We start from the raw sequence: 25,947 nt of genomic DNA, 5'->3' as shown, positions 1-25,947 counted from the left end.
TTCGGCTCAGATGACTCCTGCCGCGCGCAACGCGGACAGGCGCACGGCGTCTAGGCCGAGTAGGTCGTTGTATACGGCGTCGGTATCGGCGCCTAGGGGTCGCCCCAAGTGGGCAACGTGAGCGGGCGTCTCGCTCAGTCGGGCGACCGGGGCCTGCACGGTCATCGGGCCGAGATCCGGATCATCCAACGTGATCCAGGTACCTCGTGCTCGCAGGTGCTCATCGGCTAGGAGCTGCTGTGCATCGTAGACCGCCGATGCGGCCACCCCCTCGGCATGAAGAATCTTCATCGCCACGTCCAGCGGCCGCGCTCTGATCCACTCGGCGACGAGGCTGTCGATCTCGACCGAACGCGCCTGGCGGGGAACGGGATCCACATACTCGCGGCGAGCGGCGAGATCCGGACGGTCGATCGCGCGATAGACATTCGCGGCAATGCTCGACGATGCGCTCGAGATCGCGATCCACCTGTCGTCAGACGTGCGGTAGGCATTGCGCGGAGCGCTGGCATCGACACGGTTGCCCGTTCGACGCGGAATCTGTCCGAGTTGGTCGAAGGCCAGTGTGGACTGTTCGACCAATCGGGCCAATGGTTCGATGAGGCTGATGTCCACCAATTGTCCCGTTCCGCTGCAGGTGTCGCGGTGGTAGAGGGCTGTCATCACCGCATTCGTGGCGGCCAATGCGGCAACCCCGTCGGCGAGCATGAACGGAGGCAAAGTCGGCGGACCATCGGCCTGCCCGGTGACGTGCGCGAAGCCACTCATTGCCTCGGCGAGCGTGCCAAATCCCGGGCGGTCGCTTGCCGGCCCACCCGCACCGAAACCGGTGACGTGCATCATCACCAGCTTCGGATGCCGGGCGTGGATCGTGTCGTAGTCGAGGCCCCATCGTCCCAACGTCGACGGTCTGGTGTTGATCACGAAAACGTCGCTGGTGGCGAGCAGGTCGTGAAGCAGACTCCGACCTGGCTCCTGTCGCAGATCCAGCGTCACGCAGAGCTTGTTACGGCTGACGCTCTTCCATATCAACCCTATGTCTGCGCGTCGATCACCCCACGTCCGCAACGGGTCGCCGACCCCGGGTTGTTCCACCTTGATGACTTCGGCGCCGAACTCGCCGAGTGTTGTTGCCACCAAGGGACCTGCCGCCAGCGTGGCTGCGTCGATGACCCGCAGCCCCGCCAGCGGCAGCGCCTTCACCCCTTCCATCACACCGCCGGTTCGGCGACCATGTTGAAGAAGGCGGCACCGGAATCGGGAATCCGATTCTGGTTGAACACATTTACCGCGTAGGACACCAGGATGAACGAGTACAGCAGGTGGAGCAGCCTGGTGGCATCCTCTGGTAGTGCGTTGATGTTATATCCATCGAGATGAGCGATCGCTTCTTCCGCACGGGGTGCGACCGCGTCGTAGAAGACGACCAGATCATCGAAGGGTCGATCTAAGCGGGCCGCGTACCGCTCTGCCCGCTTAGCTAGGGACCAGTCGGCGACGTACGGCTCGAGCTCGGAGAAACCCTCCGGCAGAGTGGTTCCCATCATGACTCCTTATTCTCGCCGGCCTGGTAGGCGGCGACTGTCTCGCGGATGACCGTGTGGAACTGCCGGATGAGCAGTTCCTGGTCGCTGAGGAAGAACGTGTCCTGCGCGCGGGTCTTCAAGGCCGAGTGCGTGGCCTCGATGGTGTTGACATCCTGCATGGCGAACTCGATAGTGCTGTCCACCACCAGTTCCTGGGCCAGGCGCTCGTGCGCGTTGGCCGGCGGTACGAAGTACAGATCGATCTCGTAGATGTGCGAGTCCACCGTCTCCGGCCAGTAGGTGTAGGTGATGTAGAAGTTGCGCGCCCAAATCTGAATAGAGATGTTCGGGAATACCCAGAATTGGTCGTTACCCCACGAGGCGATGTTGCCGCGGTTGAGGAACTCTGGCATCGGGCCGATGTCGGGGATGTCGTCGGGACCGAAGAGCCCCGCACGGAACAACCGGTACACCCACTTCTGCTCCTGGCGTGCCTCCCCGGCATGACCCGGCTCGCGCGGCGGGAGCTGCGGCGGGCCGGGGACCGATGTGAGCATGTGCGGACGGAACAGGTCGTAGTGGTACGAGTCGATCGGCGGTACCAGTTGCTCCGCTTTGGCGAGGTCGGGATCGATGAACCGGCCATGTACGTACGGTGGGTGGTACCACTCGCACACCGAGTCCACCGCGAGCTTCCAGTTGCCCTTGATCCGGGTCGAGAAGCCGTAGCGCTGCGTCATCAGGTGGAAGGGATACTGCTCGATCTCGAGCAACCCTTCCCCGAGGAAGGTGCGCAGTGGCACCGGATCCTTGGCGAGGTTCACGAAGATGAATCCCGCCCACTCCTCGCAGTGCACGGGCGGCATCTGCAGCTTGCTCTTGTCGAGGTCGAAGAACTCGCCCTCGTTCGTGATGTGGTTGACGCCACCGTCGAGTCCATAGCGCCAGCCGTGGTATTTGCAGGAGAACGCTCGGCAAGTGCCGGACAACTCCTCCAACGGGTGCTCCTGCCACACCACCTTGTTCCCGCGGTGGGCGCAGACATTGTGGAACGCGTAGAAGTTGTCGTCGAGGCCTCGGGTGATGACGATCGACGCCAACCCCCCGGGCAGCTCGCGGGTGAAGAAGGAACCCTTCTTCGGCAGGCGCTCGGTCCGGCCAATGCACAACCAGTTCTTCTCGAATACCGCCTTGCGCTCGGCCTGGAAGAATTCCTCCGAGATGGAGTCCTCGTAGTTCACCGGGCCGGTGCCGAGCTCGGGGTACTCCGGCGTGTATTTGCCTCTCCCCGTGGCGAGTTTCTGCTGAATTCCCGTCATGGCCGCGCTCCTTCTTCGATGTGTTGTCCGTTTTTGGTCCAGGGCTGTTGGTCCCACGGTCGGTCAAGTGGCTCCATCTCACCGCCGAAGGGGAAGAACGCGCGCTGCGCGTAGGTCTCACGGCCCAGGCCGTGGCCGAGCTCGTCGATGAATGCACGCTTGAGCGGATTGGTGAACAGCTGGCGCGTGTACCGCAGGGTCAGTGGCGGACGCTTGACCAGCTCACGGGCGAGTTCCCAGGCGCGGTCGAGCACCTGGTCCTTCGGTAATACTTCGTTGACCACGCCCCAATCCTTAGCCTCGGCAGCGCCGACCTTCTGGCCTGTGAGTAGTAGGTAGCGAGCCCTGTTGTGTCCGGCGAGGAAGCTCCAGATGACATGCTGGCCATCGCCGGGCACCTGGCCGCGCGGAAAGTGCGACGCGTCCTGAAAGTAGGCATCTTCGGACGCGAGCACGATGTCACCCATCAGCGGTATCTCTGAGTGCATGTTGCACGGTCCGTTGACAGCGCTGATCATCGGCACGTCGACGTCGAGCACGTTGAAGATGAGATGACGTGCGTACCAGGCCTTTTCATCGAGCTTGTTGAGCCCGCGTATGTCAGGCATGGCCTGGTAGATGGGGTTTTCGGGCGGTTCTCCGTTCGGTAGGCGCCCCCAATTGGCGTTGTAGTTCTCACCGGTGCCCGTGTGGATTAGGACCTTGATCTCGCGGTCGCCCGCGATATCCGCGAACGCGTCCGACATCTCGTCGTGTGCCGCCCAGCTCCACACCAAGCTGTCACCATCGGTATGGCACTGCATGAACAGGATGCCATCGCCGGTGAGCTCGAACTTGTAGTTGGCATAACTGTTTTGGTAATCGGTGAATCTCGATCGCTTCGCCATCTTTTCCTTTCAGTCGATTGAGTCAGGTGCCCGTCAGGCGCGCCACGATCGGCGCGAATCTCTCGGCCCGGGACTGTTGGACAGTCACGTAGTTGACGCCGAGGGCCTCGCGGCGCGCCTGTAACGTCTCGGCGATGGCGGCTGCCGGCCCAGCCAGAACGTTGGGGTGGTCGCGGAGCACGTCGATTGCCATGCCCGTTTTGGCGGCAATGCGTCGGTAGGCGTCTTCGGAATCATCGGCGATGGAGACGAAATAGGGTGAGCTTTCGATGTCGAGGTCGCCGATGCGGGTACCGGCTGCTGCGCGCACGTATTCGTAGCGTCGGATGGCTTCCTCTGTGGGGGTGAGGCCTTCGTCGGTTCGCTGTGCGAATGGCACGGTATTGATGCTGACGATGTCGGCTTCGCGGCCGGCGTACGTCAGCACTCGCTTGCCGCCGCCGCCGATCATGATGGGCGGGTGGGGCCGTTGCACGGTGTCGGGTGTTCCCTTGTAGCCCTTGACGTTCACGTATTCGCCGGTGCACGCGAGTTCGTCGGGCCCACAATGCGCCTTGATCAGTGCCACCACTTCCTTGAGCTTCGCGATGCGACGGCCAGGAGTTTCGAACGTCAAACCCATGGCCTCGTACTCCAACCCGCTCCAGCCTGCTCCGATCCCGAGTTCGAGCCTGCCGTCGGACAGCAGGTCCAGCGTCGCCGCCTCCTTGGCCAACACGGCGGGCACGTGGTAGTCGATGCAGAACACCCGGCAGCCGAGCCGCAACGTCGACGTATGGGCGGCTGCGGCCGCGATGGCGGCGATCGGCGCGAGGTCCTGGCGCGGGGTGTGTGCGGCGCGCTGGGCCGGACCCGGACCGAGGTAGTGGTCGGCAAGGAACAGTGTGGAGTAGCCGAAATCCTCTACCTTGCAACAGAAGTCACGCCAGTCGGCGGATCCACTGGCGTTCGCCGCCTGGATCGCAAAACGGAAGGGCCGGCTGTCCACAGCCAAGACAGTACCCCCTCTTGCGAATTAAGTACACGTGTTTGTATATTTAAATTCCGGGCGCACGCCCCAGCCGACTTACCGAACGAAAGGCGGCTAGACAATGGCCGAAACGATTGCGCTCGATGCCGAGCTCGGGGCCGAGCTCGTCGACTACGGCGACGTTGAGAATCTGCTCGAGGACGCGGTCATCGCCCAGTGCCGTGAGGCGCTGAAGTGGCGTGGGGTACTGCTGATACGCGGTGCCCATCTCGATGACGACACCCAGGTGGCCTTCAGCCGCAAGTTCGGTGGCGAGGGCGGTGTTCCGGGAGGCAGGGAGCTCTCGACAATAACGATGGACAAGAAGGTCAACAAGCTGGCCGAGTACCTCAAGGGCGCATTCAACTGGCATCTCGACGACACCACCAGCGAGGTCCCGTCACGCGCGACGATGCTCACCGGTAGGCGACTGGCCAGCGAGGGCGGCGGCACCGAGTTCGCGAACACCTATGCCGCGTACGAGAATATGCCAGCCCACGAACGCAAGCGGTACGACGGGCTTCGCGTCGTACACAGCTTCGAGGCGGCGCAACGTAAGGTGAACCCAAACCCGACCGAAGAGGAGCTCGCGGGCTGGCGGAGCGCGCCGACCCACGAGAGTTCACTGGTGTGGAAACGGCGTGATGGCAGACGGTCGTTGGTGATCGGTGCCACGGCCGACCACATCGTCGGGATCCCTGCTGAGGAGAGCCGCGACCTTCTCGAGGAGCTGCTCGCCTGGTCCACGCAATCTCGCTTCTGCTATACCCACGACTGGGCCATCGGTGACGCCGTGCTCTGGGACAACACTGCGGTGTTGCATCGCGCGCTTCCGTACGACCCGTCGTCTGATCGGATGCTCCGGCGTACGCACGTCAAGGGACAGGAGGCCTGGGCATGAAGACTGCGCTTGTCACAGGCGGCACGTCGGGTATCGGTAGAGCGATCGCCGATAGACTTCGATTGGAGGGCAACCATGTTGCGACCATCGACTTGACGGAGTCCGACACCGACTTCAGCTTGATCGCCGACGTCACAGACCGGGACCAGGTAGATGAGGCTCTCGACACCGTGCGCGCGGCACTCGGACCTATCACCATCCTGGTGAACGCGGCAGGTATGACGTCCTTCCGGCGCTTCACCAATATCACCTTCGACGAGTGGAAGAAAGTGATCGACGTGAATCTGCACGGCGTTTTCCACGTGACCCAGGCGGTATTGCCCGACATGCTTGAGGCGGGCTGGGGACGAATCGTCAATATCTCGTCCTCAAGCACCCACTCCGGCTCCGCCTTTCAGGGTTCCTACGTTGCTGCCAAGACCGCGGTGAACGGACTGACGAAAAGCCTTGCGCTCGAATATGGTCCGGACGGCATCACCGCAAATATTGTGCCGCCGGGTTCCATCGATACCCCCATGCTGCGCCAGGCAGAGGCGAAGGGTCTGCTCGGCGGATCAATCGAGGACATCGCCAAGAGCATTCCGGTCCGTCGCATTGGCCGGCCGGAGGACATCGCTGCCACGTGCGCGTTCCTCGTCTCTGAGGAAGCCGGCTACATCACGGGCCAGATCGTCGGCGTGAACGGCGGCCGCTGTACCTGAACTGACAACGAACCACGTCCCGACTGTTCACCCTTACCGAAATGCGAGACATGTACACCGGAACCGAACTGTTCATCGACGGCACATGGCAGACACCGACCTCGCAGGCCACGATCGAGGTGGTATCGCCACATACGGAGTCCGTCATCTGCCACGTGGTCTCCGCTGGTCCCGCCGACGTGGACCGGGCCGTCGCCGCAGCGAGGGCGGCATTCGACGACGGTCCGTGGCCGCGCCTGAGTGCCGCCGAACGGATCAAAGCGGTCGGACGCCTTGGGTCCATCTATAAAGAACGTCGCCGGGAGATGGCCGAACTCATCTCGACCGAGATCGGCGCCCCCATCACGTTCAGCAAGCACGTTCAGTCGCGGCTGCCCTTGAGTGCCATCACCGCCTTCACCGCGGTGGCGGGCGCCTACGAATTCGAAGAGGTCCGATCGGGCTTCTACGGCGGCGAGATATGCATTGCGAAGCATCCGGTCGGTGTCGTAGCCGCGGTGGTGCCGTGGAACATGCCGCAGTTCCTCACCACCGCCAAGGTGATCCCCGCGCTGCTCGCCGGGTGCACCGTTGTGGTCAAGCCGTCCCCGGAGGCTTCAATGGACGCACTGTTGCTCGCCGAGTTCATCGAGAAGGCCGAGCTGCCGCCCGGCGTCGTGAATTTCGTTCCAGGAGAACGGGCCACGGGTGCGCATCTCGTTGCCCATCCGGGGGTGGACAAGGTGTCATTCACCGGATCCACGGCGGCCGGTCGGGAGGTGGCTCTCGCCTGTGCTGCCGGGCTCAGACAGGTCAGCCTCGAACTCGGCGGAAAGTCGGCGGCGATCATTCTCGATGATGCCGACCCGGAGTCGGCGGCGAGGGCCATTCAGATGTCCAGCCTGGCCAACAGCGGTCAGGTCTGCAATGCCCTGAGCCGCGTCCTCGTTCCGGCAGGAAATACCGCCGTCATCGAGGCACTGGCCGCCGAACTGGACGGGCTCGTAGTGGGCGATCCGTCCGACGACGCCACCCAGATCGGGCCGCTGGTCGCGCAACGCCAGCAGGCCCGGGTCAGGGAGTACATCGCCAGCGGGATTGCCGACGGTGCTCGCCTGGTCACCGGAGGAGTCGACATGCCCGACGGCCTCGAGCAAGGTTGGTATGTCCAGCCGACACTGTTCGCCGATGCGGACAACGGGATGAAGGTCGCGCGCGAGGAGATCTTCGGGCCGGTCCTCACGGTGATCCCCTACCGCGACGAGGCGGAGGCGATCACGATCGCGAACGACTCCGATTACGGACTCGCCGGCGCGGTGTTCACCGCAGACCCCGACCGCGGACAGAGTGTCGCTGCCAGAATACGAGCGGGCTCGTTCGGTGTGAACGAGGGCTACATCATGGATCCGCTTGCACCCTATGGCGGGGTGAAGGCCAGCGGGTACGGACGCGAACTCGGCCGCGAGGGGTTGGAAAGTTACCTTGTCAGTCAGTCGATTTCGTGTGCCAAGGGCGGTTAACGTGGCAGAGCACCCCGAAGGAAGAGCTGAACCGCGAACTGAAGGTGCCGCTCTTGCTGCTTCTTCGACCGAAAAACACCGAAGTCAGCCATGCGCGCCGGCACGGCTTCGACCAGCGCCAAGAAGTGCTCGGCGGCCAGCTCGACATCGCCGACGTCGATGTTGCCGAGTTCCTGATGTTGCCTTAGCAGCTCGGTGACGGCACGTTGACGGCCCGCCCACATCATCGACTCCGCGGAGACGTTGAACTCCGGGAAAAGTGCTGCCTCGTTGAACGCGATGCGCTTGAGTCGAACGTTCTGAGGGTGCGTGGCCCGGGTGAGGGAGGCGCGTCCGAGGGCAAGCAGTGCGGTCTCGAGATCTTCGTCATGGAGTTGCTCGACGGGTTCGTCGCCGGTGTAGCGCGCAAGCGCCCATGGGATCACGTCCACAAACACCGCCCGCTTGTCGGCATAGCGGGCGTACAGCGACCGTTTGGTGATGCCAGCCGCCTGCGCAATGGATTCCATGGTCGCTCCGGCATAACCGAACTCGAGGAACGTGGCCACAGCAGCTTCGCGCACAGTTTGATCGAGCGCCTTCGCCTCAGCCTGGGTCGGTCGTCCGCGACGTGTAGCCATCACGCGGGATTCTACTGCGACGACGCCCCCTTCCCTGCAATCACTCCCGATGATTCACCATCTCCGAACGGCGGACCGAGATCATGACCGAACTACGCTTCGACGGGCAGGTAGCCGTCATAACCGGGGCAGGAAGGGGGCTCGGAGCGGAATACGCACGACTGTTGGCCGCGCGGGGTGCTCGGGTGGTGGTCAATGATCTCGGAGGATCGGTGACCGGTGAGGGTGCAGTCGCCGATGCCGCTGCAGCCACTGTCCAGGATATTCTCGATTACGGAGGTGAGGCGATCGCCGACGCGAACTCCGTGGCGACGTCCGAGGGGGGCAGCGCCATCATCGACACCGCCATGCGGCGGTGGGGACGCGTCGACATCGTCGTGAACAACGCGGGGATCGTGCGCGACTCACCCTTCTCGGACATGACGCCCGACCTCGTCGAACCGCTCATCGACGTTCATCTCAAGGGTGCCTTCTTCGTCACCCGTCCGGCCTGGAATGTGATGCGGGAGCAGGGCTATGGCCGAGTCGTCAATACCTGCTCCGCGGCGGGCATTCTGGGCGCCGAGACGATGAGCAACTACGGTGCGGCGAAGACCGGCCTGATCGGCTTGACCCGAGTGCTGGCGGCGGAAGGCGCAGAGGTCGGTATCAAGGTCAATGCGATCGCTCCGATCGCGGCGACGCGGATGCTCGAGACATCAATGGCCGGCAATGACCAGCAGCGCAATGCGGATGAGCAGGCGGCGACCGAGGCGCTGATGCGACCGTTCCTCGAGAAGCTCGATCCGGCTCTGGTGGCACCAGTCGTCGCGTACCTCGCCCACGCGGACTGTGCTGTCACCGGCGAGATTTACTCGGCAGGCGCCGGACACGTCTCGAGATTCTTCATCGGCAGGACCGCGGGCGTGTACCGGCCCCGGCTGTCGGCCGAGGACGTCCGCGACCACTTCGAGGAGATACGAGATGAGACCGACTACACGGTGCCAAGTGGTGTCGCCGATGAGATGACCGAGTTGTACGGGTCAATTATGCGAGAAAATCTGTAGGAGACCGGCTAAGCAAAGACCTGGGCGTGGCCACGCCATGCCCGACGCAACCCGCGCCCCATGCCGCGGTGAGGTTTGTTCGGTCTCACAGCATCTGAAAGTGTTGGCTGATCTCACGGTTCACCATGTGACGGGCAACGCGTCGATGCCGTAGATCTCTTTCTCGTTCTGGAAGCGCAACTCCGATTCCGGCACCGCCAGCCGCAGTCCGGGTAACCTGCGTGCGAGCGAAGAGAGCGCAATTTGCAGTTCCGCGCGAGCGAGGTTCTGGCCGATGCACTGGTGAACCCCGTAGCCGAAGCCCAAGTGTCCACGGCTGTTTCGATCGGCGTCGAGGCGCCCTGGGGCGTCCACGAAGGCGGCGTCCCAGTTGCCCGCGGGACGGTTCATGAGGACGATGTCTCCCGACCGCACCAACTGACCGGCGATGGTCAGGTCTTCGCGTGCAACTCTCTCCACCAGGCTGTGCACGATGGTGAGGTAGCGCATCAACTCTTCGACAAGATTCGCCACCACGGCGGGATCGTCGGTCTCCCGCAAGCGGGTAAGTTGCTCTGGATGCTGAAGCAATGCCAGCGTACCGAGCGCGATCATGCTTGCCGTCGTCTTGTGGCCCGCCTGCAACATGATTAGTGCGCTCATGGTGGCGGTCTCGCGGCTCAGCGCGCCTGTTGCGACGTAGTCGGTGAGCAGCCTGGTGATCATGTCGTCGCCCGGCTCGCGTTCCTTGCGTGCAACGAGCTCGAACATGTATCCGAAGATCTCCCCGATCGATACGGCCTTCTCCTCGTCCGTTGATCTGGAGTCGAGTCCGAGGGTGCTCTTCTCCTGGAAGAACTCGTGATCTTCGTACGGCACACCGAGCAGCAGTGAAATCACAAGTGACGGCAGTGGAAGCGCAAAGTCGCGGACCAGGTCGGCGGGCGGACCGCCGGCGATCATGTCGTCGAGAAAGCCGTCGACCAATTCTTGGATCTGCGGACGCATGGTCTCGGTCCGCCGAAAGGTGAAGTCGCGGGTCATCATCCGACGCAGCCGGTTATGTTCGGGGTCGTCGATGCGCGGGAAGATCTGCGGCGACTTGTTTTCCGTACTGGTGGCCTTCATGGTATCGGGGATGGTGTCGGCACTCAGCCGCGGATCGACCGGGGCTGCCCGGATATCCTCGTACCTACTGACGACCCAGGTAGGTCGACCGCGCCACGAAGCGAGCTGGAGGCCGTCGGACTCGCGCCATTCGGCGAAGGCTGCCGGCGGCGACAGAGGGCATCCGGGTGCGCGCGGCAGAGGCATGACGGGAAGGTCGTCGGTAGAGGGAGGCGTCGGCAACGGCGGCGTTGGGACCGGTCGAGGCGGTCGCCCACCGCGCCGGAGTTGGCGAGCGCACGCTCTACCGCAGATTCCCCAGCAAGGGAGAGCTGATCCGGGCGGCCCTAGATCAGAGCATTGCCGAGAACCTGTCGCCTGCGATAAAGCAGGCACGTCGCAGGGCAGACCCGTTGCACGGGCTGACCGAGCTCATTGAGGCGGCCATTTCCCTTGGGGCGCAGGAGCACAGTCTTCTTGCAGCAGGGCGGCGGGCCGGGGTGCTTGCCGACATCTCCGTTCCGCTTGACGAAGCGCTGCGGGAACTTCTCCGGCGCGCGCAGGAGGCTGGTCTCATTCGCGCCGACCTCGAGCCCGAGGACCTACCCGGGATCATCGCGATGCTGCACAGCGTCTTGTAAACCCATGGATCCGTCGGGTAAGGGGTGGCGACGCTACGTCACCCTGGTGCTCGATGGGATGACGACGATCGAGGGGCGCCGACTCCATCCCGTGCCGGAATTGCGCTACTCGTCACCGCCTGCCGACTGGCCGCTCTGAGCTGTGCCCAACAGCGACGAGAGCTGGCGCACAGGCGGTCTCAGATCTTGCCGCCCGGGAACATCGTCTTGACGGCCTGAGTGATGTTCGCGCGGGCGGCGGCGTCGCCGGTGGGGTCCAGGGAACTGATCGCCATCACATAGCGGCGGTCGGGTCCGAATCGCCACACCGAGCAGGTCGGTCATCCGCGGCCGCCGAGTTGCTCTGCGAGGAAGCGGGATATCGCCTCCCACATCTCGATGACGTTCTCCGGGTTGACGGCGCCGTGGCCTTCGTCGGTCTGGATGAGGTAGTCCACCTCGACACCGCGGTCGCGCAACGCGTTGACCAGGTCGTCGGACTCGGCTTGGACGACGCGGACATCGTTGGCACCCTGGATCACCAGCAACGGCGTGCGGATCTGGTCCACCTTCGTGATCGGGGAGCGGGCCAGCATATCGGCGAGTTGCTCGGGGTCGTCGGGGTCGCCCACGTAGGCGTGCCAGTTGTTGGCAAGGTGTGGTCGCGCGATCGCAGGCAGGGTTCGCATGAAGTTCGCCAGGTCCGAGATGCCGACGTAGTCGACGGCTGCGGCGAAGACGTCGGGCGTGAACGTCACGCCGACCAGCGCGGCATACCCTCCGTAGGAACCGCCCAGAATGCCGACGCGGTCACGGTCGGCGTAGCCCTGCTCGACCGCCCAGGTCACCCCGTCGATCAGGTCGTTGTGCATCTTGCCCGCGAACTCGCCCTTCGCCGCGCTGAGGAACGCCTTGCCGAAGCCCATGGACCCGCGGAAGTTGACCTGGAGCACCGCATACCCGCGGTTGGCCAGCATCTGAACCCCGGCATCGAAACCCCAGCTGTCGCGGTACCACGGCCCGCCGTGTACGACGAGCACCAGTGGTAAACCCTGGGGCTCGACCCCGACAGGCGGGGTCAGATAGGAGTGCAACGGCCAGCCGTCGCGTGCGGTGATCGTGACCGGCTGCATGGCGGCCAATTGGGCGGGATCCAGGTGCGGCAGCGGCCGGAACAGCAGTCGGCTCTCGCCGGTGCCGTGGTCGTACAGGTAGGTGGCGCCGGGGTCCCGGTCGTGGTTGAAACCGACGACCCAGCGCCGGCCGGTCCGGTCCGATGAGAGACGCCCGATGTCCCCGTCGGACAGCTTCTCCAGGTTCGCCAGGATGTCGCGGAACTGAGGATCCAGTGCCCGAATAACCTGCCGCTCACCGAAATAGCGCACTCCGAGCAACTCGCTGGTGCGCCGATCCTGAATCAGCGGCGCCGGGATGGCGGGACTGACGATAGCCCGCGGGTCGAGGTCGAATTCGGGGTGGCTGTCGACTTCCGTCTCCTCGCCGGTGGTCAGGTCGACGCGCACGAGGCGGGTGTGGTCGCTGCCGCGGTAGGAGCCCATCCACAGACCGGTTCCTTCCGGTGTGACGACCATCGGGTGGATGCCCATCGGGTAGTCGGTGCCGTCGAATCTGGTGATGGGATGCAGGGCGGCGCCGTCCCACCGCGACAACTCGAGGTCGCCGCCGGGGGTCAGCGACGTGGCGAACAGGTCGCCCTTGTCGCTGGACATCCAGGTGTACACGCGTCCGGGGTTCTCGGCGATCAGGGTGAGTTCGCCTGTGACGATGTCGAGTTCGTGGACGTCGAACTGGGTGGCGTCCCGGTTGTTCAGCATGACGGTCGTCGTGCCGTTCCTGACCTCCCGTAGGGGTGCGGCCATCGCACCCGGGAACGGGGTGAGGTTGACGGCGGCGGCGTCCGGGTCGTCGAGGTCGACTCGATGGATGTGCCAGTTCTCGTCGCCCTGGGTGTCTTGCAGATAGATCAGCCATCGGGGGTCGTCGGTCCACTCGAAGTGGAGAACGCTGCGGTTGTCGTCGGCCGTGACGCACCGCGGCTCATCGGAGTCCTCGAGGCTCTGCACCCAGACGTTGAGGCGGTCCTTCCAGGGTGCGAGGAACGCAATCTTCGTGCCGTCCGGGCAGATCGTCGCAGCCGCGCGAGTGGGCGGGTTGAAGAAGTCCTCCACTGAGATCAGTTCGGGCAGTGCCATGACAGTCCTTTCGCGTGGTTGGTTCAGGCAGGGTTCATCGCACCGTCAGATGTCGTGGTCGCCCCGCGGTCGCGATTGCAGTTCTATTTCGTTGTGGTGGTGGCTATTTCAGCTGTTTCAGGGCTCCACTGGCCCGCCCAAACGGCCGTTGGTGGCGTCCCGGATGGCGCGGTCGATCAACGCCAGAGCCTCCTGTTGAGTGACCTTCTCCTTGTCGATGATGGTCCGGCGCCCCACGTCTTCGTCGACCACACGAAACGCTCCGGTGACCGCCGCCGCACACAGGCGCACGGTGAGGTCGTCGTCGGGAAGACGCAGCCGCCTGGCGACGACGGGGATGAAGCCGCGCTCCATCTCGTCGTGCACCATCAGGTAGGCGGTGCGCAGTGCCGGCTCGGTCGCCGACATGGTCGCGATCCGTAGCGCGGCCACTTCGTCGGCGATCTCCCGCTCGGTGAGCGGATTCTGGACCATGTCGGCCGCCATGTGTTCCGCCAGTGACAGCTCGGCGGGCCAGCGGTTGGCCAATGCGATGAAGCGCTTCGCCGACAACGCCAGCACCGGCTCCACACAACTCTCCTTGGAACGGAAGTAGCGCCATATCGTTCTGGTCGACAGGCCCACCGCGGCTGCGATGTCGTCACCGGTGGTCGCGGCGACGCCCCGCTCCCAGAACAACTCGCAGGCGTGACGGGACACCCGCAGGCGTGCCTGCGCCTGCTTGTCGTCGGTCGGGGTTGATGCTGCAGACGTGACGACGTCGGGACCTCCTGTCACTTAGCGACAGAATACAGAGTGTCACTAAGTGACATTCTGGTCAAATGCGCCCCACGGCGGCCGTTGAGCTGACTAGTTCCCGAGGAGACCCAGGGCCCGGGCTGCCTCTGTGGCGACATCACCGCTCAGGCCCGCAATCGGTGGGCCGCCGCGTTGATGGATCACGTTCGCGAGGACAACCACGTAGGTGTTCGACCCCGGGTCCATCCAGAGCGTCACCCCGGTGAAGCCGGTGTGCCCGAAGCTGCCGATGGGAAAGATCATGCCGCGCGGTCTGGAATGTGCCGTATCGATGTCCCACCCGAAGCCTCGGAGGTTCTGTCCGGCGAGCGCAGGATAGTTGGGGGCCAGCAGGGGATGTGTCGTGTTGGGTGTCTTTTCGATGGCCAGCCGGATGGCGTCGTTCGCCGCCTCGAGTTGTCCCGCGGTGTGTCCGGGCTGTTGGGGAGTCGTCATCAACTCCAGGGTGGATTGCCTCAACGGGAACGTGCTGGGCCGGCCGGCGCGGCGATCGAGAAGGGCCTGGGCAAACCGGCCGACATCATCGGCTGTCGAGAACAGTCCGGCATTGCCTGCCACTCCACCCATGCGGCGTGCCGTTGGGTCATGCACGGTACCGCGAAGGAGGTGGCCGTAGTCGGGGTTGATGCCCGGGGTGTCTTCGTCACGCGCCGTCGGAGCGATGCGCACCAAGAGCCCGGTGCTCCACGTACCTGCCGGACATCGACCGACCCACGGCACGTAATCGCCGAGTGTGACTGCGGTTCCGCGGATCTGGTGCGGACCACATGCTTTGGCCGCGGGAAGGTAGCGGCTGTCGTTCATGCCCAGTGGGGCAAAGACGTTGTCCTGCATGTAATTGTCCAAGGGCTCACCGGTGATCTTCTCGATGATCGCGCCAAGCAGGATGAAGTTGATGTCGGAGTAGTGAAAGAGTTCCCCTGGACCGAACACCACCCACGCGGCGAGGGCACGGCGAATGCCTTCGTCCTTGTCGGCATCGTCCAGTCCCCACGGACCGTCGAGGCTCAGATCTCCCGCTATGCCCGATGTGTGCGTGAGCAGCATGCGTAGCGTCACCTGAGCCCGTCGCGGGTCGTTCGTCGGGTTGAAGTCCGGCAGGTAGGTCTCCACGGAATCGTCGATCTGGACGCGGCCTTGTTCGTAGAGTTGGAGAACGGCGGTGGCCGTCGCGAGGCTCTTCGTCAACGAGGCGAGGTCGAAGATCGTGTCCTCGGTCATCGGCTCAGCGGGTGCGGGCACCCCAGTCAATCCCGGTTCGACGGGGAGCTTGCGCGAGCCGAACGCCTGCCGAAAGACGATCTTGCCGGCGTGCCCGATCTGGACCACCGCGCCAGGCAGCCGATGTGCCGCAATCGCATCGTCCATGAGTTGGGAGACGGCGGTGAAATCACCCTCGGGCGTGACGGCCGGCGCGGTCGTAACCGGTGTTGGTGTGCTGGTGCCTGGTGGTGGGTGCGCCGCTTGTTCGCACGACGGGACCGCAACGATTGTGAGTAGGAGGAGTCCAGCCGCGTAGGCCCGGGCGAGCAACCCAGACACCGTCACCAGGCCGACGGTAGTTCGACGCCATGCAGAGCGTCACGCGATCGTCGTATTCGGGGCACCGCGGCCAAGGGCTGAGCTTCGTTGTTTGATTCCGGCTCTGCGCGCCTCACGCCCACGGCGCTAACGCCACCCTGGTGGCCGTCGATAAGGGAGCATGAGTCCGTTCCGTGTTGGCGGCGCGCTCGCCGTCGCGCTGATTGTGCCCTGGTTGTGGACGGCAACGGCCCACGCCGAGGACTTCGCGCAACTCGACCGGGTCCCGGTGGTGGCGTCCCCGACGTGTGCCGGCACCGTCAGCGCCGAGGCTCAGGTGACGCCGGTGCAGGTCGACGAACGTGTCGAGGACGGTGTCCGCGTGGCGATCCACTATGACGCCGGCACCTACGACGGTTCCTGTGCGCTCACCGTGACCGCCTCTTGGGTGAATCTCCACACCGGGGCCTCGGGCAGTGGTGACATCACCGCGGTATCGACGATTGACGGGCACTACGGTTTTTTCGGCTATGCCAACACCACGTTCGAAACGGGAAGCGGCACGGTGGTCGTGACGCTCAGTACTCACCCCGGTGCCGAACTGCGGCTCGCGGCGTGAGACATCGAGGCCCAGCCGGAGCTGACCAGGCGGGTCAGGTCGTCCACCCACGCCGCGTCCAGCGGGGCGTCGTGCCGCACGATGATGCGGAAGATCGCGCTGCCGACAACGACTTCGGCGAGCAAGGGTAGGTCGCCATCGTCGCTGGGCTGCTGGTCGATCCTGGTCCGGAAGGTGGCGAGACTCTCGGCGAAACGAGAAGTCATTCGGCTGTGCACATCGGGATCGGCGACGGTGTCGGCGATCAACGCCGGTAGCGCCACCCGGACCTCCGGGCGGTCGAACATCGTCCGCGTCGCCTCCACCAGCGCGCGGATGTCCTCGGTGACGTCACCGGAGGCACTCGGCATGGCCATGACCTCGGCAGGCAGTATCGCCTCGTGGACGAGCTGTGCCTTGCCCGACCAACGCCGGTAGATGGCAGCGGTCGTGGTCCCGGCGCGCGCCGCGATCGCAGACAGCGACAGCGCGGGGTAACCCGTCTCCAGCAGGAGCTCCCGGGTGGCTTGAACGATCGCGGCGTCGATCTTGCTGTCGCGCGGTCGCCCCGCAGACGGCCGGGACGGTCCCTTGTCATCTCCGGGCCGATCTGTTCTCATGATTCCAATATAACTCGCATCGTATCTTTATTGGGAGTGCCTGTTGATCCTGAGTCCGCTCGACGAGTACCCGATTCACCAGGCGCCGGTGCCCATCGGCACCCCGGCCACATCGGATCGCAACTTCTACGATCGTTCGTACTTCAACGTGCTTGATCGCGAGGGCCGTTTCATGGCGCTGACCGGGATCGGCTCCTACCCCCGACTGGGCGTCAAGGACGCTTACGTGGTCATCCGGCGCGGAGACACTCAGACCGCGGTGCGCTTCAGTGACGCGATCGACGGGTACCGTCTCGATCAGAACGTGAACGGGTACCGGCTCGAAGTCGTCGAACCCTTGCAGGAACTGCATCTGACCGTCGCTGAAACCGAGGGAATCTCAGTTGACCTCCGGTGGCGCGGCCTGTTCCCGGCCGCTCTGGAACATCCACACCAGATGAACTCCGAACGACGAGTGACGTTGCAGGCGTGCCGTTTTGCCCAGCTCGGCACGTGGAAGGGCGGCCCGCACCACCCGTCGGGGTTCTCCGACTGGACCGACGTCCCGGAAGGGACCCCTTCATGAAGGTCATGACAGCGCTGTTCGGCCCGACCGATGCGGTCGAACGGGCAGCACTCCTGCGGGAGGCCGGAGCCTCCGGGGTGTTCACCTTCGAGGGTCCGCGGGAGGTCTTCACCCCGCTGGTGTTGGCCTCGACGGTCAAGGGCCTGGACCTGATGACCAACGTCGCTATTGCCTTCCCCCGCAATCCCATCCAGCTGGCCCACGAGGCAAACGATCTCCAGGAGATCTCGGAGGGGCGTTTCATCCTCGGCCTCGGCACCCAAATCCGCACGCAGATCGAGAAACGCTACGGCGCCGAGTTCGACCGCCCGGTGGCGCGGATCAAGGAGATGGTCGGTGCGCTGCGGGCGATCTTCGCCACGTGGAACAACGGCGAGCGTCTCGACTTCCGCGGTGAGTTCTACCGGCACACGTTGATGACGCCGACGTTCAACCCCGGCCCGAACCCATTCGGACCGCCGCCGATCTATCTCGGAGCGCTCGGCCCGCAGATGACCCGGGCGACAGCCGAAGTCGCCGACGGCCTGCTGGTGATGCCGTTCGGGTCGAAGCGGTTCCTGCACGAGAAGACCATGCCCGCAGTGCGCGCGGGACTGGCGGCCGCCGGCCGGGACGGCGCCGACTTCGCGGTGGTACCCGAGATCATCGTCTCGGTGGGTGAGGATCACACGTCGACTCGGATGCTCCTATCGTTCTACGGCTCCACGCCCGCCTACCGGCCGGTGCTGGATGCACATGGCTGGGGCGACCTGCAACCAGAGCTCAACGCCATGTCCAAACAGGGGCGATGGCAGGAGATGGCCACGCTGATCGACGACGAGATACTGCACACGATCGCCGCCTGCGGGACTCCGGCCGAGGTGGCCGCCCACATCCGGGACCGCGTCGACGGCGTCTCGGACCGGATCTGTCTGTATCAACCCGGACCCATCGCTGCCGAAGCTCTCGCCGAGATCATCGACGCGTTGGGCTGACGGATGCACCCGATCGAGTTCGACGAGATCGTCGACGACCGGTTCGGCGGCAAGGCGCTGGGGTTGGCCGAGCTGACCCGCCTCGGGCTGTCCGTCCCAACGGGTTTCGTCATCGGGCAAGCCTCCCTGCATCCCCTTCCGGACACGGTGACCGACCGTTTCACCCGGATGCTGGAATCGGGTGCGTCACAAGTGGCCGTCCGGTCCTCGGCCACCGGAGAAGACGGAACCCAGCAGTCGTTCGCCGGCCAGTACGACACCGTGCTCGGCGTCGATTCCACCGAGGGCTTCGCCGCGGCTGTGGGCAAGTGTGTGGTCTCCGTCGGCTCCGAACGGGCCTCCTCCTACGGCGGCCCGGATGCGGTCACGATGCATGTGGTCGTCCAACAGATGGTCGATGCGCGCGCGGCCGGGGTGGTCTTCACCGCAGACCCGGCGACCGGCCGCAGGGATCTCATGGTCATCGATGCCATCGCCGGGCTGGGCGAAGCGCTCGTCGACGGATCTGCCGTCTCCGACCATCTCGTGGTGACGCGGGACGGCACCCAGGCGGTGCGCGAGGTCGGTGACGTGCCCGTCCTGTCCGACGAGGATGTCGCCCGCATTCGGGCCGGTGCGTTGCGTGCGTCGCAGCACTGGGGCAGGCCGATGGATCTGGAATGGGCGATCGACCGAGCCGGGCAGCTGTGGTGGCTTCAGGCGCGGCCGATCACCACGCTGCCCGGGGACCTCAACGAGATGGACACCCCCGTGGCGGGCCCTGCGCACGTCTACACCCGATGCAACATCGGCGAGATGATGCCGGGGGCCTTCTGCCCGCTCACCGCATCGGTGTCGGGACATGCGATCGACTACGCGATGCAGATGACCCAAGTGGTGGCACGGGCGCAGGAACGCTACGACAAGCCATGGCTTCAAGTGGGCTACTTCTACGGGCACCTGTTCTTGAACATGACCGAGGGGACGGCACTGAGTTCGGGCATTCTCGGAAACTCGCTGGAACAGTTCTCGATGTCCATCTGCGGTCGGGTCATCGATGAACTCGAGCCCAAGCCACCCAAACCGTTTGTCTCCAAACTGATCAACACGGTCCGCCTCACTTCGCATGCGCTGTCGGCCGGGCCCGCGATCCGGCGCCTCGGTGATCAGATCGCCGCGTTCCCCATCCCCACCAGTCGCGACGCCGAACACGTTCTGCAGCAGCTGGAGTCGGGTGTCGATCTGTACTGCCACGTCACGCTGGTCCACGTACGGTCCTCGTCACGAGCTGCGGTGGGCGCGAACGTGCTCGAGAGCTATCTGGTGCGCAGTGCCGTCAGGGGCGGTCGCGATGAGAGCGAGGGCCAAGCAGAGGCCGCCCGGCTCATGGCGGGTGCCGCCGATGTCGAGAGCGCCGTGATGGTCGACGAACTGCACGCGGTGGTGCGGGACATCGCCGCCGACGACACCGCCGCCGAGCAGTTCCTCGCCGCGGCGCCGTCGGATGCTCTGACCGGCCTGCGCAGTGCGGCCGGCCCCGGCGCTGCGGCGTTGCGGCAGTTCCTGACTCGACATGGACATCGCGGATACCGCGAACTGTGCATGCGTGACCCCGCGTGGGCCCAGGACGCCGAGGGGCTCGGGTCCATGATGCAGGTCATGGTGCAAGCAGCCCGTGATCACGCCGGCGAGACTCCAACTCGCAAGCGCGTCGAAGAGCCGGGGTCGCGGACCGTCAGGCTGCTTGCGCGCCTGGCGCAGGGCGGCGCCCGCGGTCGTGAGGAGACCAAGTCGAAGATGGCGCTGATGGCGCATCGCCTCAAGCTCGGCTACCGCCACCTGGGGGCGGTGCTGGCGGACTCCGGCCGCCTTCCCGATGCTGACCTGATCTTCTTCTTCGACCGCGCGGAACTGCCCCTGGTGGTCGGCGAGGGCGACATCGCCGACCTGGTGCAGCGTGCGCTGCAGCGCCGCGATGCGCTGGCGTTCCAACAGTCACTGGAGTTCGACGACGTCTCGGTCGGACGGCCCGCACCCATCGTCGCTCGACCCCCCGGCTCCGTGACCGACGACCAGATCCTGGGACGCCCGGCAAGCCGCGGCATCGCGGAAGGGACTGTGCGCGTGGCGAAGTCGATCCAGGACGCTCGTGAAGTGCAGCGTGGGGAGATTCTCGTCGCACCAGTCACCGACGTGGGCTGGACCCCGTACTTCACCGTGATCGCCGCACTGGTCACCGACATCGGTAGCGCGGTATCGCACGGCGCGGTCGTCGCGCGGGAGTACGGGCTTCCGTGCGTCGTCAACACGCTGGTGGCGACCCAGGTGCTCAAGACCGGCGATCGCGTCAGGGTGGACGGCGACCGTGGGCTGATCACCCGCCTCGCATCCCGCTGGCCCCCGGGACCGGGATCAGAAAGATTCGGCGGCTGATGTCGAGAACGCCGTGACGGCTCCGTCCCAGGGGTGAGCGACCAACTAGGGTCGCAACTTGCGAAGGGAGAATCGTCATGGCCAAGTACCTGCTGCTCAAGCATTACCGAGGCGCGCCGGCGGCCGTCAACGATGTGCCGATGGACCAGTGGACACCCGCGGAGGTCGAGGCGCACATCCAGTACATGAACGACTTCGCCGCCCGGCTGGAAAACAGCGGCGAGTTCGTCGACGGCCAGGCCCTGGCGCCGGACGGCGCGTGGGTCCGCTACGACGGTGAGGGCAACCCGCCCGTCACCGACGGCCCGTTCGCGGAGACCAAGGACCTGATCGCGGGCTGGATGATCATCGACGTCGACTCGTACGAACGCGCCGTCGAACTGGCCGGCGAGCTGTCCGCGGCACCCGGCGCGGGCGGCAAGCCGATCCACGAATGGCTCGAGGTGCGGCCGTTTCTGACCGCTCCACCGACCGTCACCGAGTAGCGGCCGCCCACGCGATGGACGAGGCTCAGCTGCGGGACCTGATCCCCGGCGTCTTGGCGGCCCTCGTCCGTCGCGGGGCGGATTTCGCCACCGCGGAGGATGCCGTCCAAGAGGCGTTGATCGGGGCGATCGAAAAGTGGGGCACGGGTTCCGATCACCATCCCGAGGACCCGAAGGGCTGGCTGATCACCACGGCGTGGCGCCGCTTCCTCGATCTGACCCGGTCAGACGTCGCGCGGCGCGAGTGCGAGGCCCGGGTGTCCGACGAGCCGACGCCCGGACCGACCGAATCCGCGGATGACACGCTGCAGCTGTACTTCTTGTGCGCGCACCCGAGCCTGAGCCCCGCGTCGGCCGTTGCCTTGACGCTGCGGGCCGTCGGCGGTTTGACGACCCGCCAGATCGCGCACGCCTACCTCGTGCCCGAATCGACGATGGCCCAGCGGATCAGCCGGGCCAAACGCACGGTGAGCGCGGTCCGGCTCGATCAACCCGGGAACCTGCGCACCGTTCTGAAGGTGTTGTACCTGGTGTTCAACGAGGGCTACACCGGTGGCGACCCGAAGGTTGCAGACCTCGCCGTGGAGGCGATCCGGCTGGCCCGCCAACTCGCGGCGACCTCAGACGACCCGGAGGTCACGGGACTCCTCGCCCTGTTCCTGCTTCACCACGCCAGACGCCCGGCCCGCACCCGCGCCGACGGCAGCCTCGTGCCGCTGGCCGATCACGACCGCAGCCTCTGGCGACGAGACCTGATCACCGAGGGCGTGGCCGTGCTGCAGGCCGCGCTGGCCCGCGACCGGCTTGGGGAGTATCAAGCGCAGGCCGCGATCGCGGCCCTGCACGCCGACGCGCAGACCGTCCACGAGACCGACTGGGTGCAGATCGTCGAGTGGTACGACGAGCTCGTCCGGCTCACCGACAGCCCGGTGGTGCGGCTCAACCGGGCCGTCGCGGTCGGTGAGGCGGACGGACCGCACGCGGGGCTCGCCGCACTCGCCGAACTCGACCCGACGCTGCCCCGGTACACCGCATCGGCCGCCTACCTCCACCAGCGGGCCGGTGAGATCGCCACGGCGGCAGACCTTTACGTGGCTGCTGCCACGCAGGCGCAAACCGTCGCCGAGCGCAACCACCTCACATTGCGAGCGGCCACCCTCCGCCAGCGCCTCTCGGGCGGAGACGGCTGAGCGCCTCGTTGCGGCGGGTGTGCGGCCCTTGCCGCCCTTGACGCCGCGGGCGCGCTAACATCGCGCCCAACCGACCACACGGGTGAAGGCGGTACAACGATGTACAGCACGATGCAGAACTCCCCGCTGACGGTGGCGGCGATACTCCGGTACGCCGTCACGGTCCACGGCGACCGCACGGTGACGACCGCAACGGGAGACGGCTACCGGCACGCCACCTACCGCGACGTCGGCCGGCAGGCCGCCCGGCTCGCCAACGCGCTGCGCCGCCTCGGCATCGAGGGTGACGATCGCGTCGCCACGTTCATGTGGAACACCCAGGAGCATCTCGAGGCCTACGTCGCGGTGCCATCGATGGGGGCGGTGCTGCACACGCTGAACATCCGGCTCTTCCCGGAGCAGATCGAGTTCGTAGCCTACGAGGCCGAGGACCAGGTGGTGATCGCCGATGTGTCGCTGGTCCCGCTGCTGGCCCCGGTGCTGCGATCGATGGAGACCGTGCACACGGTGATCGTCGTCGGCGACGGGGATCTGGCGCCGCTGCAGGCCTCGGGCAAGCGGGTGCTGCGCTACCACGAGATCACCGCCGCCGAGTCCGACGATTTCGACTGGCCCGATATCGACGAGAACTCCGCCGCCGCAATGTGTTACACCAGCGGAACCACCGGCCACCCGAAGGGCGTGGTGTACGGGCACCGGTCGAGCTACCTGCACTCGATGGCAGTGTGCGGAGGCAACGGGCTGGGGCTGAGCTTCTCCGACAAGGCGTTGCCGATCGTGCCGATGTTCCATGCCAACGCCTGGGGTCTGCCGTACGCCGCATTGATGGCCGGTGCGGACCTGGTGCTGCCGGACCGCTTCATGGACGCCGAGCGGGTCGTCGACCTGATCGAGACGCAGCGGCCCACCGTCGCAGGTGCAGTGCCCACGATCTGGAACGACGTCATGCACCACCTCGAACGCAACCCCGGCCACGACATCTCCTCGCTGCGGCTCGTCGCCTGCGGAGGGTCTGCGGTGCCGGTGTCGCTGATGAAGGAGTTCGAGGAGAAGTTCAGCGTGCAGATCCGCCAGTTGTGGGGGATGACCGAGACCTCCCCCGTCGCGACACTCGCGTGGCCGCCGCCGGACACCCCGGAGGACAGGCAGTGGCAGATCCGGGCCACGCAGGGCAGGCCTGTGTGCGGGGTGGAGGCCCGCATCGTCGACGACGAGGGCGAGCTGTTGCCCAACGACGGCGAGGCGGTCGGCGAACTCGAGGTCCGCGGCCCGTGGATCACCGGCTCCTACTACCGCAACACCGACGAGTCGAAGTTCCAGTCCGGCTGGCTGCGCACCGGCGACGTGGGCCGCATCGACCCGCAGGGCTACATCACCCTGACCGACCGCGCCAAGGACGTCATCAAGTCGGGCGGTGAATGGATCTCGTCGGTCGAGCTGGAGAACCACCTCATCGCGCACCCGGCGGTGCGGGAAGCCGCAGTGGTGGGAGTTCCCGACGAACGCTGGCAGGAGCGGCCGCTGGCCACCGTCGTCGTCCAGGACGGCGCCGAGACGGACCCCGAGCAGTTGCGGAACTTCTTGGCAGACAAGGTCGCTCGCTGGTGGCTCCCGGAACGCTGGACGTTCGTGGAGGAGATTCCACGCACCAGCGTCGGCAAGTACGACAAGAAGCTGATCCGGTCGCGCTACGCCGAGGATGCCTACCAGGTCACAGACCTGCGCGAGCGAACATGAAGAAGCGGAGGCTCGCCGCACTGGCTCCCGCAGCCACCCTCGCCGGTATCGCGCTGCAGGACCTGCTCCAGACGGAGCACGCCCTGCGCCGCAACTTCCCGGTCATCGCGCGGATGAGGTACCTGCTGGAGTCGGTCGGCCCGGAGCTGCGCCAGTACATCATCACCAGCAACGACTCCGAGCGGCCGTTCAGCCGCGACCAGCGGCGCTGGGTGTACACCTCGGCCAAGAAGGAGAACAACTACTTCTCGTTCGGCACCGACAACGACACCGAGAACGCCGCGTACCCGATCATCAAGCAGGCCACGTTCTCCGACGTCGTACCCGCCTCCCCGATCCACGGGCGCGACATCGAGGTGCCGGGCGCCAAAGTGCTCGGCGGCCCCCGCGGACGCCGGCATGCCTTCCGTCCGGCATCGGTCGTCAACGTGTCGGCGATGTCGTTCGGCTCCCTCAGTCCGCAGGCGATCGAGGCGATCAACAAGGGCGCCAAGATCGCCGATTTCTGGCACAACACCGGCGAGGGCGGCCTGTCGGATCACCACCGACAGGGCGGCGACCTGGTTTTCCAGATCGGCACCGGCTACTTCGGTTGCCGTGACGGGCACGGCAACTTCGATCTCGACCGGCTGGTCGACGTCGTCGCCTCCGCCCCGGTACGTGCCATCGAGATCAAGCTGAGCCAGGGCGCCAAACCCGGTTTGGGTGGCCACCTGCCGGGCGCAAAGGTGAACGCGGAGATCGCCCGGGTCCGGGGTGTCGAGCAGGGCAAGGACGTCGCGAGCCCGTCCCGGCACACCGCGTTCCGCAACGTCGACGAGATGCTCGACGTCGTGGAACAGATCGCGGATGTCACCGGGCTGCCCGTCGGCATCAAGTCGGCGGTGGGGGAGTCGGGTTTCTGGCAGACGCTGGCAGACAAGATGATTGACGGGGAGCGCGGCGTCGACTTCATCGCGGTCGACGGCGGCGAGGGCGGCACCGGTGCCGCACCGCTGGTTTTCGCCGACCACGTGTCGTTCCCGTTCCGCGTCGGCTTCGCCGAGGTTTACGGGCTGTTCGCGGAGAAGGGCCTGAACGACCGCGTCACATGGATCGGTTCGGGCAAGCTCGGCCTGCCCGCGAACGCGATCGTGGCATTCGCCCTCGGCGTCGACCTGATCAACGTGGCGCGGGAGGCGATGCTGGCGATCGGCTGCATCCAGGCGCAGAAATGCCACACCGATCGCTGCCCGACGGGCATCGCGACGCAGAACACGTGGCTGGCGCGGGGGCTGGATCCGGAGCAGAAGTCGCATCGGCTGGCCAACTACGTCCTGACGTTGCGCCGCGATCTGTTGAAGGTCTCAGAGGCGGCCGGCGTTCGGCACCCGGCGATGCTGAGCCCGAACGACGTCGAAATCCTCGATGGCGACCGCGGGCACCGACCGCTCGCCGCTGTGTACGGCTATCAGCAAGGTTGGGGCACACCGGGCCCGGAGATCGTCCGCGAGATCGATGCGTACATGTCCCGCTACGACGACCTGCCCGGGACCGACGAGGTCGTCGAACACGATCCGGTCAGGGTGGCGACCGAGCCGAACCAGGCGACGGAATAACCCACCATCTAATCAAGAGGAG

At 65.5% G+C, this 25,947-nt stretch carries 22 protein-coding genes and 2 pseudogenes; 13 read left to right on the top strand and 11 right to left on the bottom strand.

Translation table 11 applies throughout. The features are described from left to right. Window positions 1-6: 6 nt before the first annotated feature. Genes H7I57_RS28285 through H7I57_RS28265 form a run of 5 tightly spaced genes read right to left on the bottom strand, consistent with a single transcriptional unit; the run spans window position 7 to window position 4,720 of the window. Window positions 7-1,212 (bottom strand): CaiB/BaiF CoA transferase family protein, encoded by a 1,206-nt coding sequence (locus tag H7I57_RS28285; protein ID WP_264027761.1) that lies wholly within the window; start codon window positions 1,210-1,212, stop codon window positions 7-9. Next, complete coding sequence (locus tag H7I57_RS28280; protein WP_264027760.1) at window positions 1,212-1,544, bottom strand: hypothetical protein; 333 nt, start codon at window positions 1,542-1,544, stop codon at window positions 1,212-1,214. Before H7I57_RS28280 ends, H7I57_RS28285 begins: the two co-directional genes overlap by 1 nt. Further along, the gene (locus tag H7I57_RS28275; protein ID WP_264027759.1) at window positions 1,544-2,845 is read right to left on the bottom strand and encodes an aromatic ring-hydroxylating oxygenase subunit alpha; all 1,302 of its coding nucleotides are present in this window, start codon (window positions 2,843-2,845) and stop codon (window positions 1,544-1,546) included. Before H7I57_RS28275 ends, H7I57_RS28280 begins: the two co-directional genes overlap by 1 nt. Further along, window positions 2,842-3,732 (bottom strand): enoyl-CoA hydratase/isomerase family protein, encoded by an 891-nt coding sequence (locus H7I57_RS28270; RefSeq protein WP_264027758.1) that lies wholly within the window; start codon window positions 3,730-3,732, stop codon window positions 2,842-2,844. Before H7I57_RS28270 ends, H7I57_RS28275 begins: the two co-directional genes overlap by 4 nt. 22 nt (window positions 3,733-3,754) lie before the next feature. Continuing rightward, the gene (locus H7I57_RS28265; protein WP_264027757.1) at window positions 3,755-4,720 is read right to left on the bottom strand and encodes a TIGR03621 family F420-dependent LLM class oxidoreductase; all 966 of its coding nucleotides are present in this window, start codon (window positions 4,718-4,720) and stop codon (window positions 3,755-3,757) included. A gap of 103 nt (window positions 4,721-4,823) precedes the next feature. Between H7I57_RS28265 and H7I57_RS28260 the strand changes: the two genes are divergently transcribed. From H7I57_RS28260 to H7I57_RS28250, 3 genes are read left to right on the top strand one after another with little or no spacing between them, the layout of a single operon-like run. Next, the gene (locus tag H7I57_RS28260; RefSeq protein WP_264027756.1) at window positions 4,824-5,642 is read left to right on the top strand and encodes a TauD/TfdA dioxygenase family protein; all 819 of its coding nucleotides are present in this window, start codon (window positions 4,824-4,826) and stop codon (window positions 5,640-5,642) included. Further along, window positions 5,639-6,343, top strand: a complete 705-nt coding sequence (locus H7I57_RS28255) for an SDR family NAD(P)-dependent oxidoreductase (protein ID WP_264027755.1) — start codon at window positions 5,639-5,641, stop codon at window positions 6,341-6,343. The genes H7I57_RS28260 and H7I57_RS28255 overlap by 4 nt, the downstream gene beginning before the upstream one ends. Window positions 6,344-6,393: 50 nt before the next feature. Further along, a complete protein-coding gene (locus H7I57_RS28250) occupies window positions 6,394-7,842 on the top strand; it encodes an aldehyde dehydrogenase (protein WP_264027826.1) in 1,449 nt (482 codons plus the stop codon). Here the strand turns inward: H7I57_RS28250 and H7I57_RS28245 are convergent. Then, window positions 7,839-8,462, bottom strand: coding sequence for a TetR/AcrR family transcriptional regulator (locus H7I57_RS28245; protein WP_264027754.1), 624 nt, complete (start codon window positions 8,460-8,462; stop codon window positions 7,839-7,841). The two genes, H7I57_RS28250 and H7I57_RS28245, sit on opposite strands and share 4 nt — an antisense overlap. Before the next feature lie 83 nt (window positions 8,463-8,545). Between H7I57_RS28245 and H7I57_RS28240 the strand changes: the two genes are divergently transcribed. Beyond that, the gene (locus tag H7I57_RS28240; protein ID WP_264027753.1) at window positions 8,546-9,508 is read left to right on the top strand and encodes an SDR family NAD(P)-dependent oxidoreductase; all 963 of its coding nucleotides are present in this window, start codon (window positions 8,546-8,548) and stop codon (window positions 9,506-9,508) included. 120 nt (window positions 9,509-9,628) lie between these two features. On the opposite strand, the gene H7I57_RS28235 is transcribed toward H7I57_RS28240, so the two are convergent. Next, window positions 9,629-10,801: a cytochrome P450 gene (locus tag H7I57_RS28235; RefSeq protein ID WP_264027825.1), complete on the bottom strand. Its 1,173-nt coding sequence runs from the start codon at window positions 10,799-10,801 to the stop codon at window positions 9,629-9,631. A gap of 50 nt (window positions 10,802-10,851) precedes the next feature. Here H7I57_RS28235 and H7I57_RS28230 point away from each other — a divergent pair. Next, window positions 10,852-11,374: pseudogene (locus tag H7I57_RS28230) on the top strand (TetR/AcrR family transcriptional regulator); the annotation flags it as partial. Between the two features lie 181 nt (window positions 11,375-11,555). Here H7I57_RS28230 and H7I57_RS28220 read toward each other — a convergent pair. From H7I57_RS28220 to H7I57_RS28210, 3 genes are all read right to left on the bottom strand, one after another. Then, window positions 11,556-13,427, bottom strand: a complete 1,872-nt coding sequence (locus H7I57_RS28220) for a S9 family peptidase (RefSeq protein WP_264027746.1) — start codon at window positions 13,425-13,427, stop codon at window positions 11,556-11,558. Window positions 13,428-13,544: 117 nt separating this feature from the next. Further along, window positions 13,545-14,204 (bottom strand): TetR/AcrR family transcriptional regulator, encoded by a 660-nt coding sequence (locus H7I57_RS28215; protein WP_443678345.1) that lies wholly within the window; start codon window positions 14,202-14,204, stop codon window positions 13,545-13,547. 72 nt (window positions 14,205-14,276) lie between these two features. Further along, window positions 14,277-15,776: a serine hydrolase domain-containing protein gene (locus H7I57_RS28210; protein ID WP_264027822.1), complete on the bottom strand. Its 1,500-nt coding sequence runs from the start codon at window positions 15,774-15,776 to the stop codon at window positions 14,277-14,279. A gap of 151 nt (window positions 15,777-15,927) precedes the next feature. Between H7I57_RS28210 and H7I57_RS28205 the strand changes: the two genes are divergently transcribed. Then, the gene (locus H7I57_RS28205) at window positions 15,928-16,365 is read left to right on the top strand and encodes a hypothetical protein (RefSeq protein WP_264027745.1); all 438 of its coding nucleotides are present in this window, start codon (window positions 15,928-15,930) and stop codon (window positions 16,363-16,365) included. On the opposite strand, the gene H7I57_RS28200 is transcribed toward H7I57_RS28205, so the two are convergent. Beyond that, window positions 16,332-16,964 (bottom strand): TetR-like C-terminal domain-containing protein, encoded by a 633-nt coding sequence (locus H7I57_RS28200; protein WP_264027744.1) that lies wholly within the window; start codon window positions 16,962-16,964, stop codon window positions 16,332-16,334. The two genes, H7I57_RS28205 and H7I57_RS28200, sit on opposite strands and share 34 nt — an antisense overlap. A 43-nt stretch (window positions 16,965-17,007) precedes the next feature. Between H7I57_RS28200 and H7I57_RS28195 the strand changes: the two are divergent. The 7 genes and pseudogenes from H7I57_RS28195 to H7I57_RS28165 form a co-directional block, all read left to right on the top strand. Then, window positions 17,008-17,466 (top strand): annotated as a pseudogene (locus H7I57_RS28195) (Rv3169 family protein); the annotation flags it as partial. Between the two features lie 59 nt (window positions 17,467-17,525). Beyond that, on the top strand, window positions 17,526-18,503 hold the full coding sequence (locus tag H7I57_RS28190; protein ID WP_264027742.1) for a TIGR03617 family F420-dependent LLM class oxidoreductase: 978 nt from the start codon (window positions 17,526-17,528) through the stop codon (window positions 18,501-18,503). Between the two features lie 3 nt (window positions 18,504-18,506). Continuing rightward, on the top strand, window positions 18,507-20,915 hold the full coding sequence (locus tag H7I57_RS28185) for a PEP/pyruvate-binding domain-containing protein (RefSeq protein WP_264027740.1): 2,409 nt from the start codon (window positions 18,507-18,509) through the stop codon (window positions 20,913-20,915). Window positions 20,916-20,992: 77 nt separating this feature from the next. Continuing rightward, window positions 20,993-21,400, top strand: coding sequence for a YciI family protein (locus H7I57_RS28180; protein WP_264027738.1), 408 nt, complete (start codon window positions 20,993-20,995; stop codon window positions 21,398-21,400). Between the two features lie 14 nt (window positions 21,401-21,414). Further along, window positions 21,415-22,590, top strand: a complete 1,176-nt coding sequence (locus H7I57_RS28175; RefSeq protein WP_264027736.1) for an RNA polymerase sigma factor — start codon at window positions 21,415-21,417, stop codon at window positions 22,588-22,590. Between the two features lie 99 nt (window positions 22,591-22,689). After that, window positions 22,690-24,327, top strand: a complete 1,638-nt coding sequence (locus tag H7I57_RS28170) for a fatty acid--CoA ligase (RefSeq protein WP_264027735.1) — start codon at window positions 22,690-22,692, stop codon at window positions 24,325-24,327. Then, entirely contained in the window at window positions 24,324-25,925 is a 1,602-nt protein-coding gene (locus H7I57_RS28165) for an FMN-binding glutamate synthase family protein (RefSeq protein ID WP_264027733.1), read from the top strand. Before H7I57_RS28170 ends, H7I57_RS28165 begins: the two co-directional genes overlap by 4 nt. Window positions 25,926-25,947 lie beyond the last annotated feature (22 nt).

This window comes from Mycolicibacterium pyrenivorans, assembly GCF_025821625.1.
GTDB lineage: Bacteria > Actinomycetota > Actinomycetes > Mycobacteriales > Mycobacteriaceae > Mycobacterium > Mycobacterium pyrenivorans.
The sequence above is the reverse complement of the archived record's forward strand: the minus strand, read 5'-3'. Positions and strand labels throughout refer to the sequence as shown.

Bases quoted from the DNA above. Each gene is read 5' to 3' on its own strand.
- H7I57_RS28285 (WP_264027761.1), bottom strand. From the start codon at position 1,212: ATGGAAGGGGTGAAGGCGCTGCCGCTGGCGGGGCTGCGGGTCATCGAC.
- H7I57_RS28280 (WP_264027760.1), bottom strand. From the start codon at position 1,544: ATGGGAACCACTCTGCCGGAGGGTTTCTCCGAGCTCGAGCCGTACGTC.
- H7I57_RS28275 (WP_264027759.1), bottom strand. From the start codon at position 2,845: ATGACGGGAATTCAGCAGAAACTCGCCACGGGGAGAGGCAAATACACG.
- H7I57_RS28270 (WP_264027758.1), bottom strand. From the start codon at position 3,732: ATGGCGAAGCGATCGAGATTCACCGATTACCAAAACAGTTATGCCAAC.
- H7I57_RS28260 (WP_264027756.1), top strand. From the start codon at position 4,824: ATGGCCGAAACGATTGCGCTCGATGCCGAGCTCGGGGCCGAGCTCGTC.
- H7I57_RS28255 (WP_264027755.1), top strand. From the start codon at position 5,639: ATGAAGACTGCGCTTGTCACAGGCGGCACGTCGGGTATCGGTAGAGCG.
- H7I57_RS28250 (WP_264027826.1), top strand. From the start codon at position 6,394: ATGTACACCGGAACCGAACTGTTCATCGACGGCACATGGCAGACACCG.
- H7I57_RS28245 (WP_264027754.1), bottom strand. From the start codon at position 8,462: ATGGCTACACGTCGCGGACGACCGACCCAGGCTGAGGCGAAGGCGCTC.
- H7I57_RS28240 (WP_264027753.1), top strand. From the start codon at position 8,546: ATGACCGAACTACGCTTCGACGGGCAGGTAGCCGTCATAACCGGGGCA.
- H7I57_RS28235 (WP_264027825.1), bottom strand. From the start codon at position 10,801: ATGCCTCTGCCGCGCGCACCCGGATGCCCTCTGTCGCCGCCGGCAGCC.
- H7I57_RS28220 (WP_264027746.1), bottom strand. From the start codon at position 13,427: ATGGCACTGCCCGAACTGATCTCAGTGGAGGACTTCTTCAACCCGCCC.
- H7I57_RS28205 (WP_264027745.1), top strand. From the start codon at position 15,928: ATGAGTCCGTTCCGTGTTGGCGGCGCGCTCGCCGTCGCGCTGATTGTG.
- H7I57_RS28200 (WP_264027744.1), bottom strand. From the start codon at position 16,964: ATGAGAACAGATCGGCCCGGAGATGACAAGGGACCGTCCCGGCCGTCT.
- H7I57_RS28190 (WP_264027742.1), top strand. From the start codon at position 17,526: ATGAAGGTCATGACAGCGCTGTTCGGCCCGACCGATGCGGTCGAACGG.
- H7I57_RS28185 (WP_264027740.1), top strand. From the start codon at position 18,507: ATGCACCCGATCGAGTTCGACGAGATCGTCGACGACCGGTTCGGCGGC.
- H7I57_RS28180 (WP_264027738.1), top strand. From the start codon at position 20,993: ATGGCCAAGTACCTGCTGCTCAAGCATTACCGAGGCGCGCCGGCGGCC.
- H7I57_RS28175 (WP_264027736.1), top strand. From the start codon at position 21,415: ATGGACGAGGCTCAGCTGCGGGACCTGATCCCCGGCGTCTTGGCGGCC.
- H7I57_RS28170 (WP_264027735.1), top strand. From the start codon at position 22,690: ATGTACAGCACGATGCAGAACTCCCCGCTGACGGTGGCGGCGATACTC.
- H7I57_RS28165 (WP_264027733.1), top strand. From the start codon at position 24,324: ATGAAGAAGCGGAGGCTCGCCGCACTGGCTCCCGCAGCCACCCTCGCC.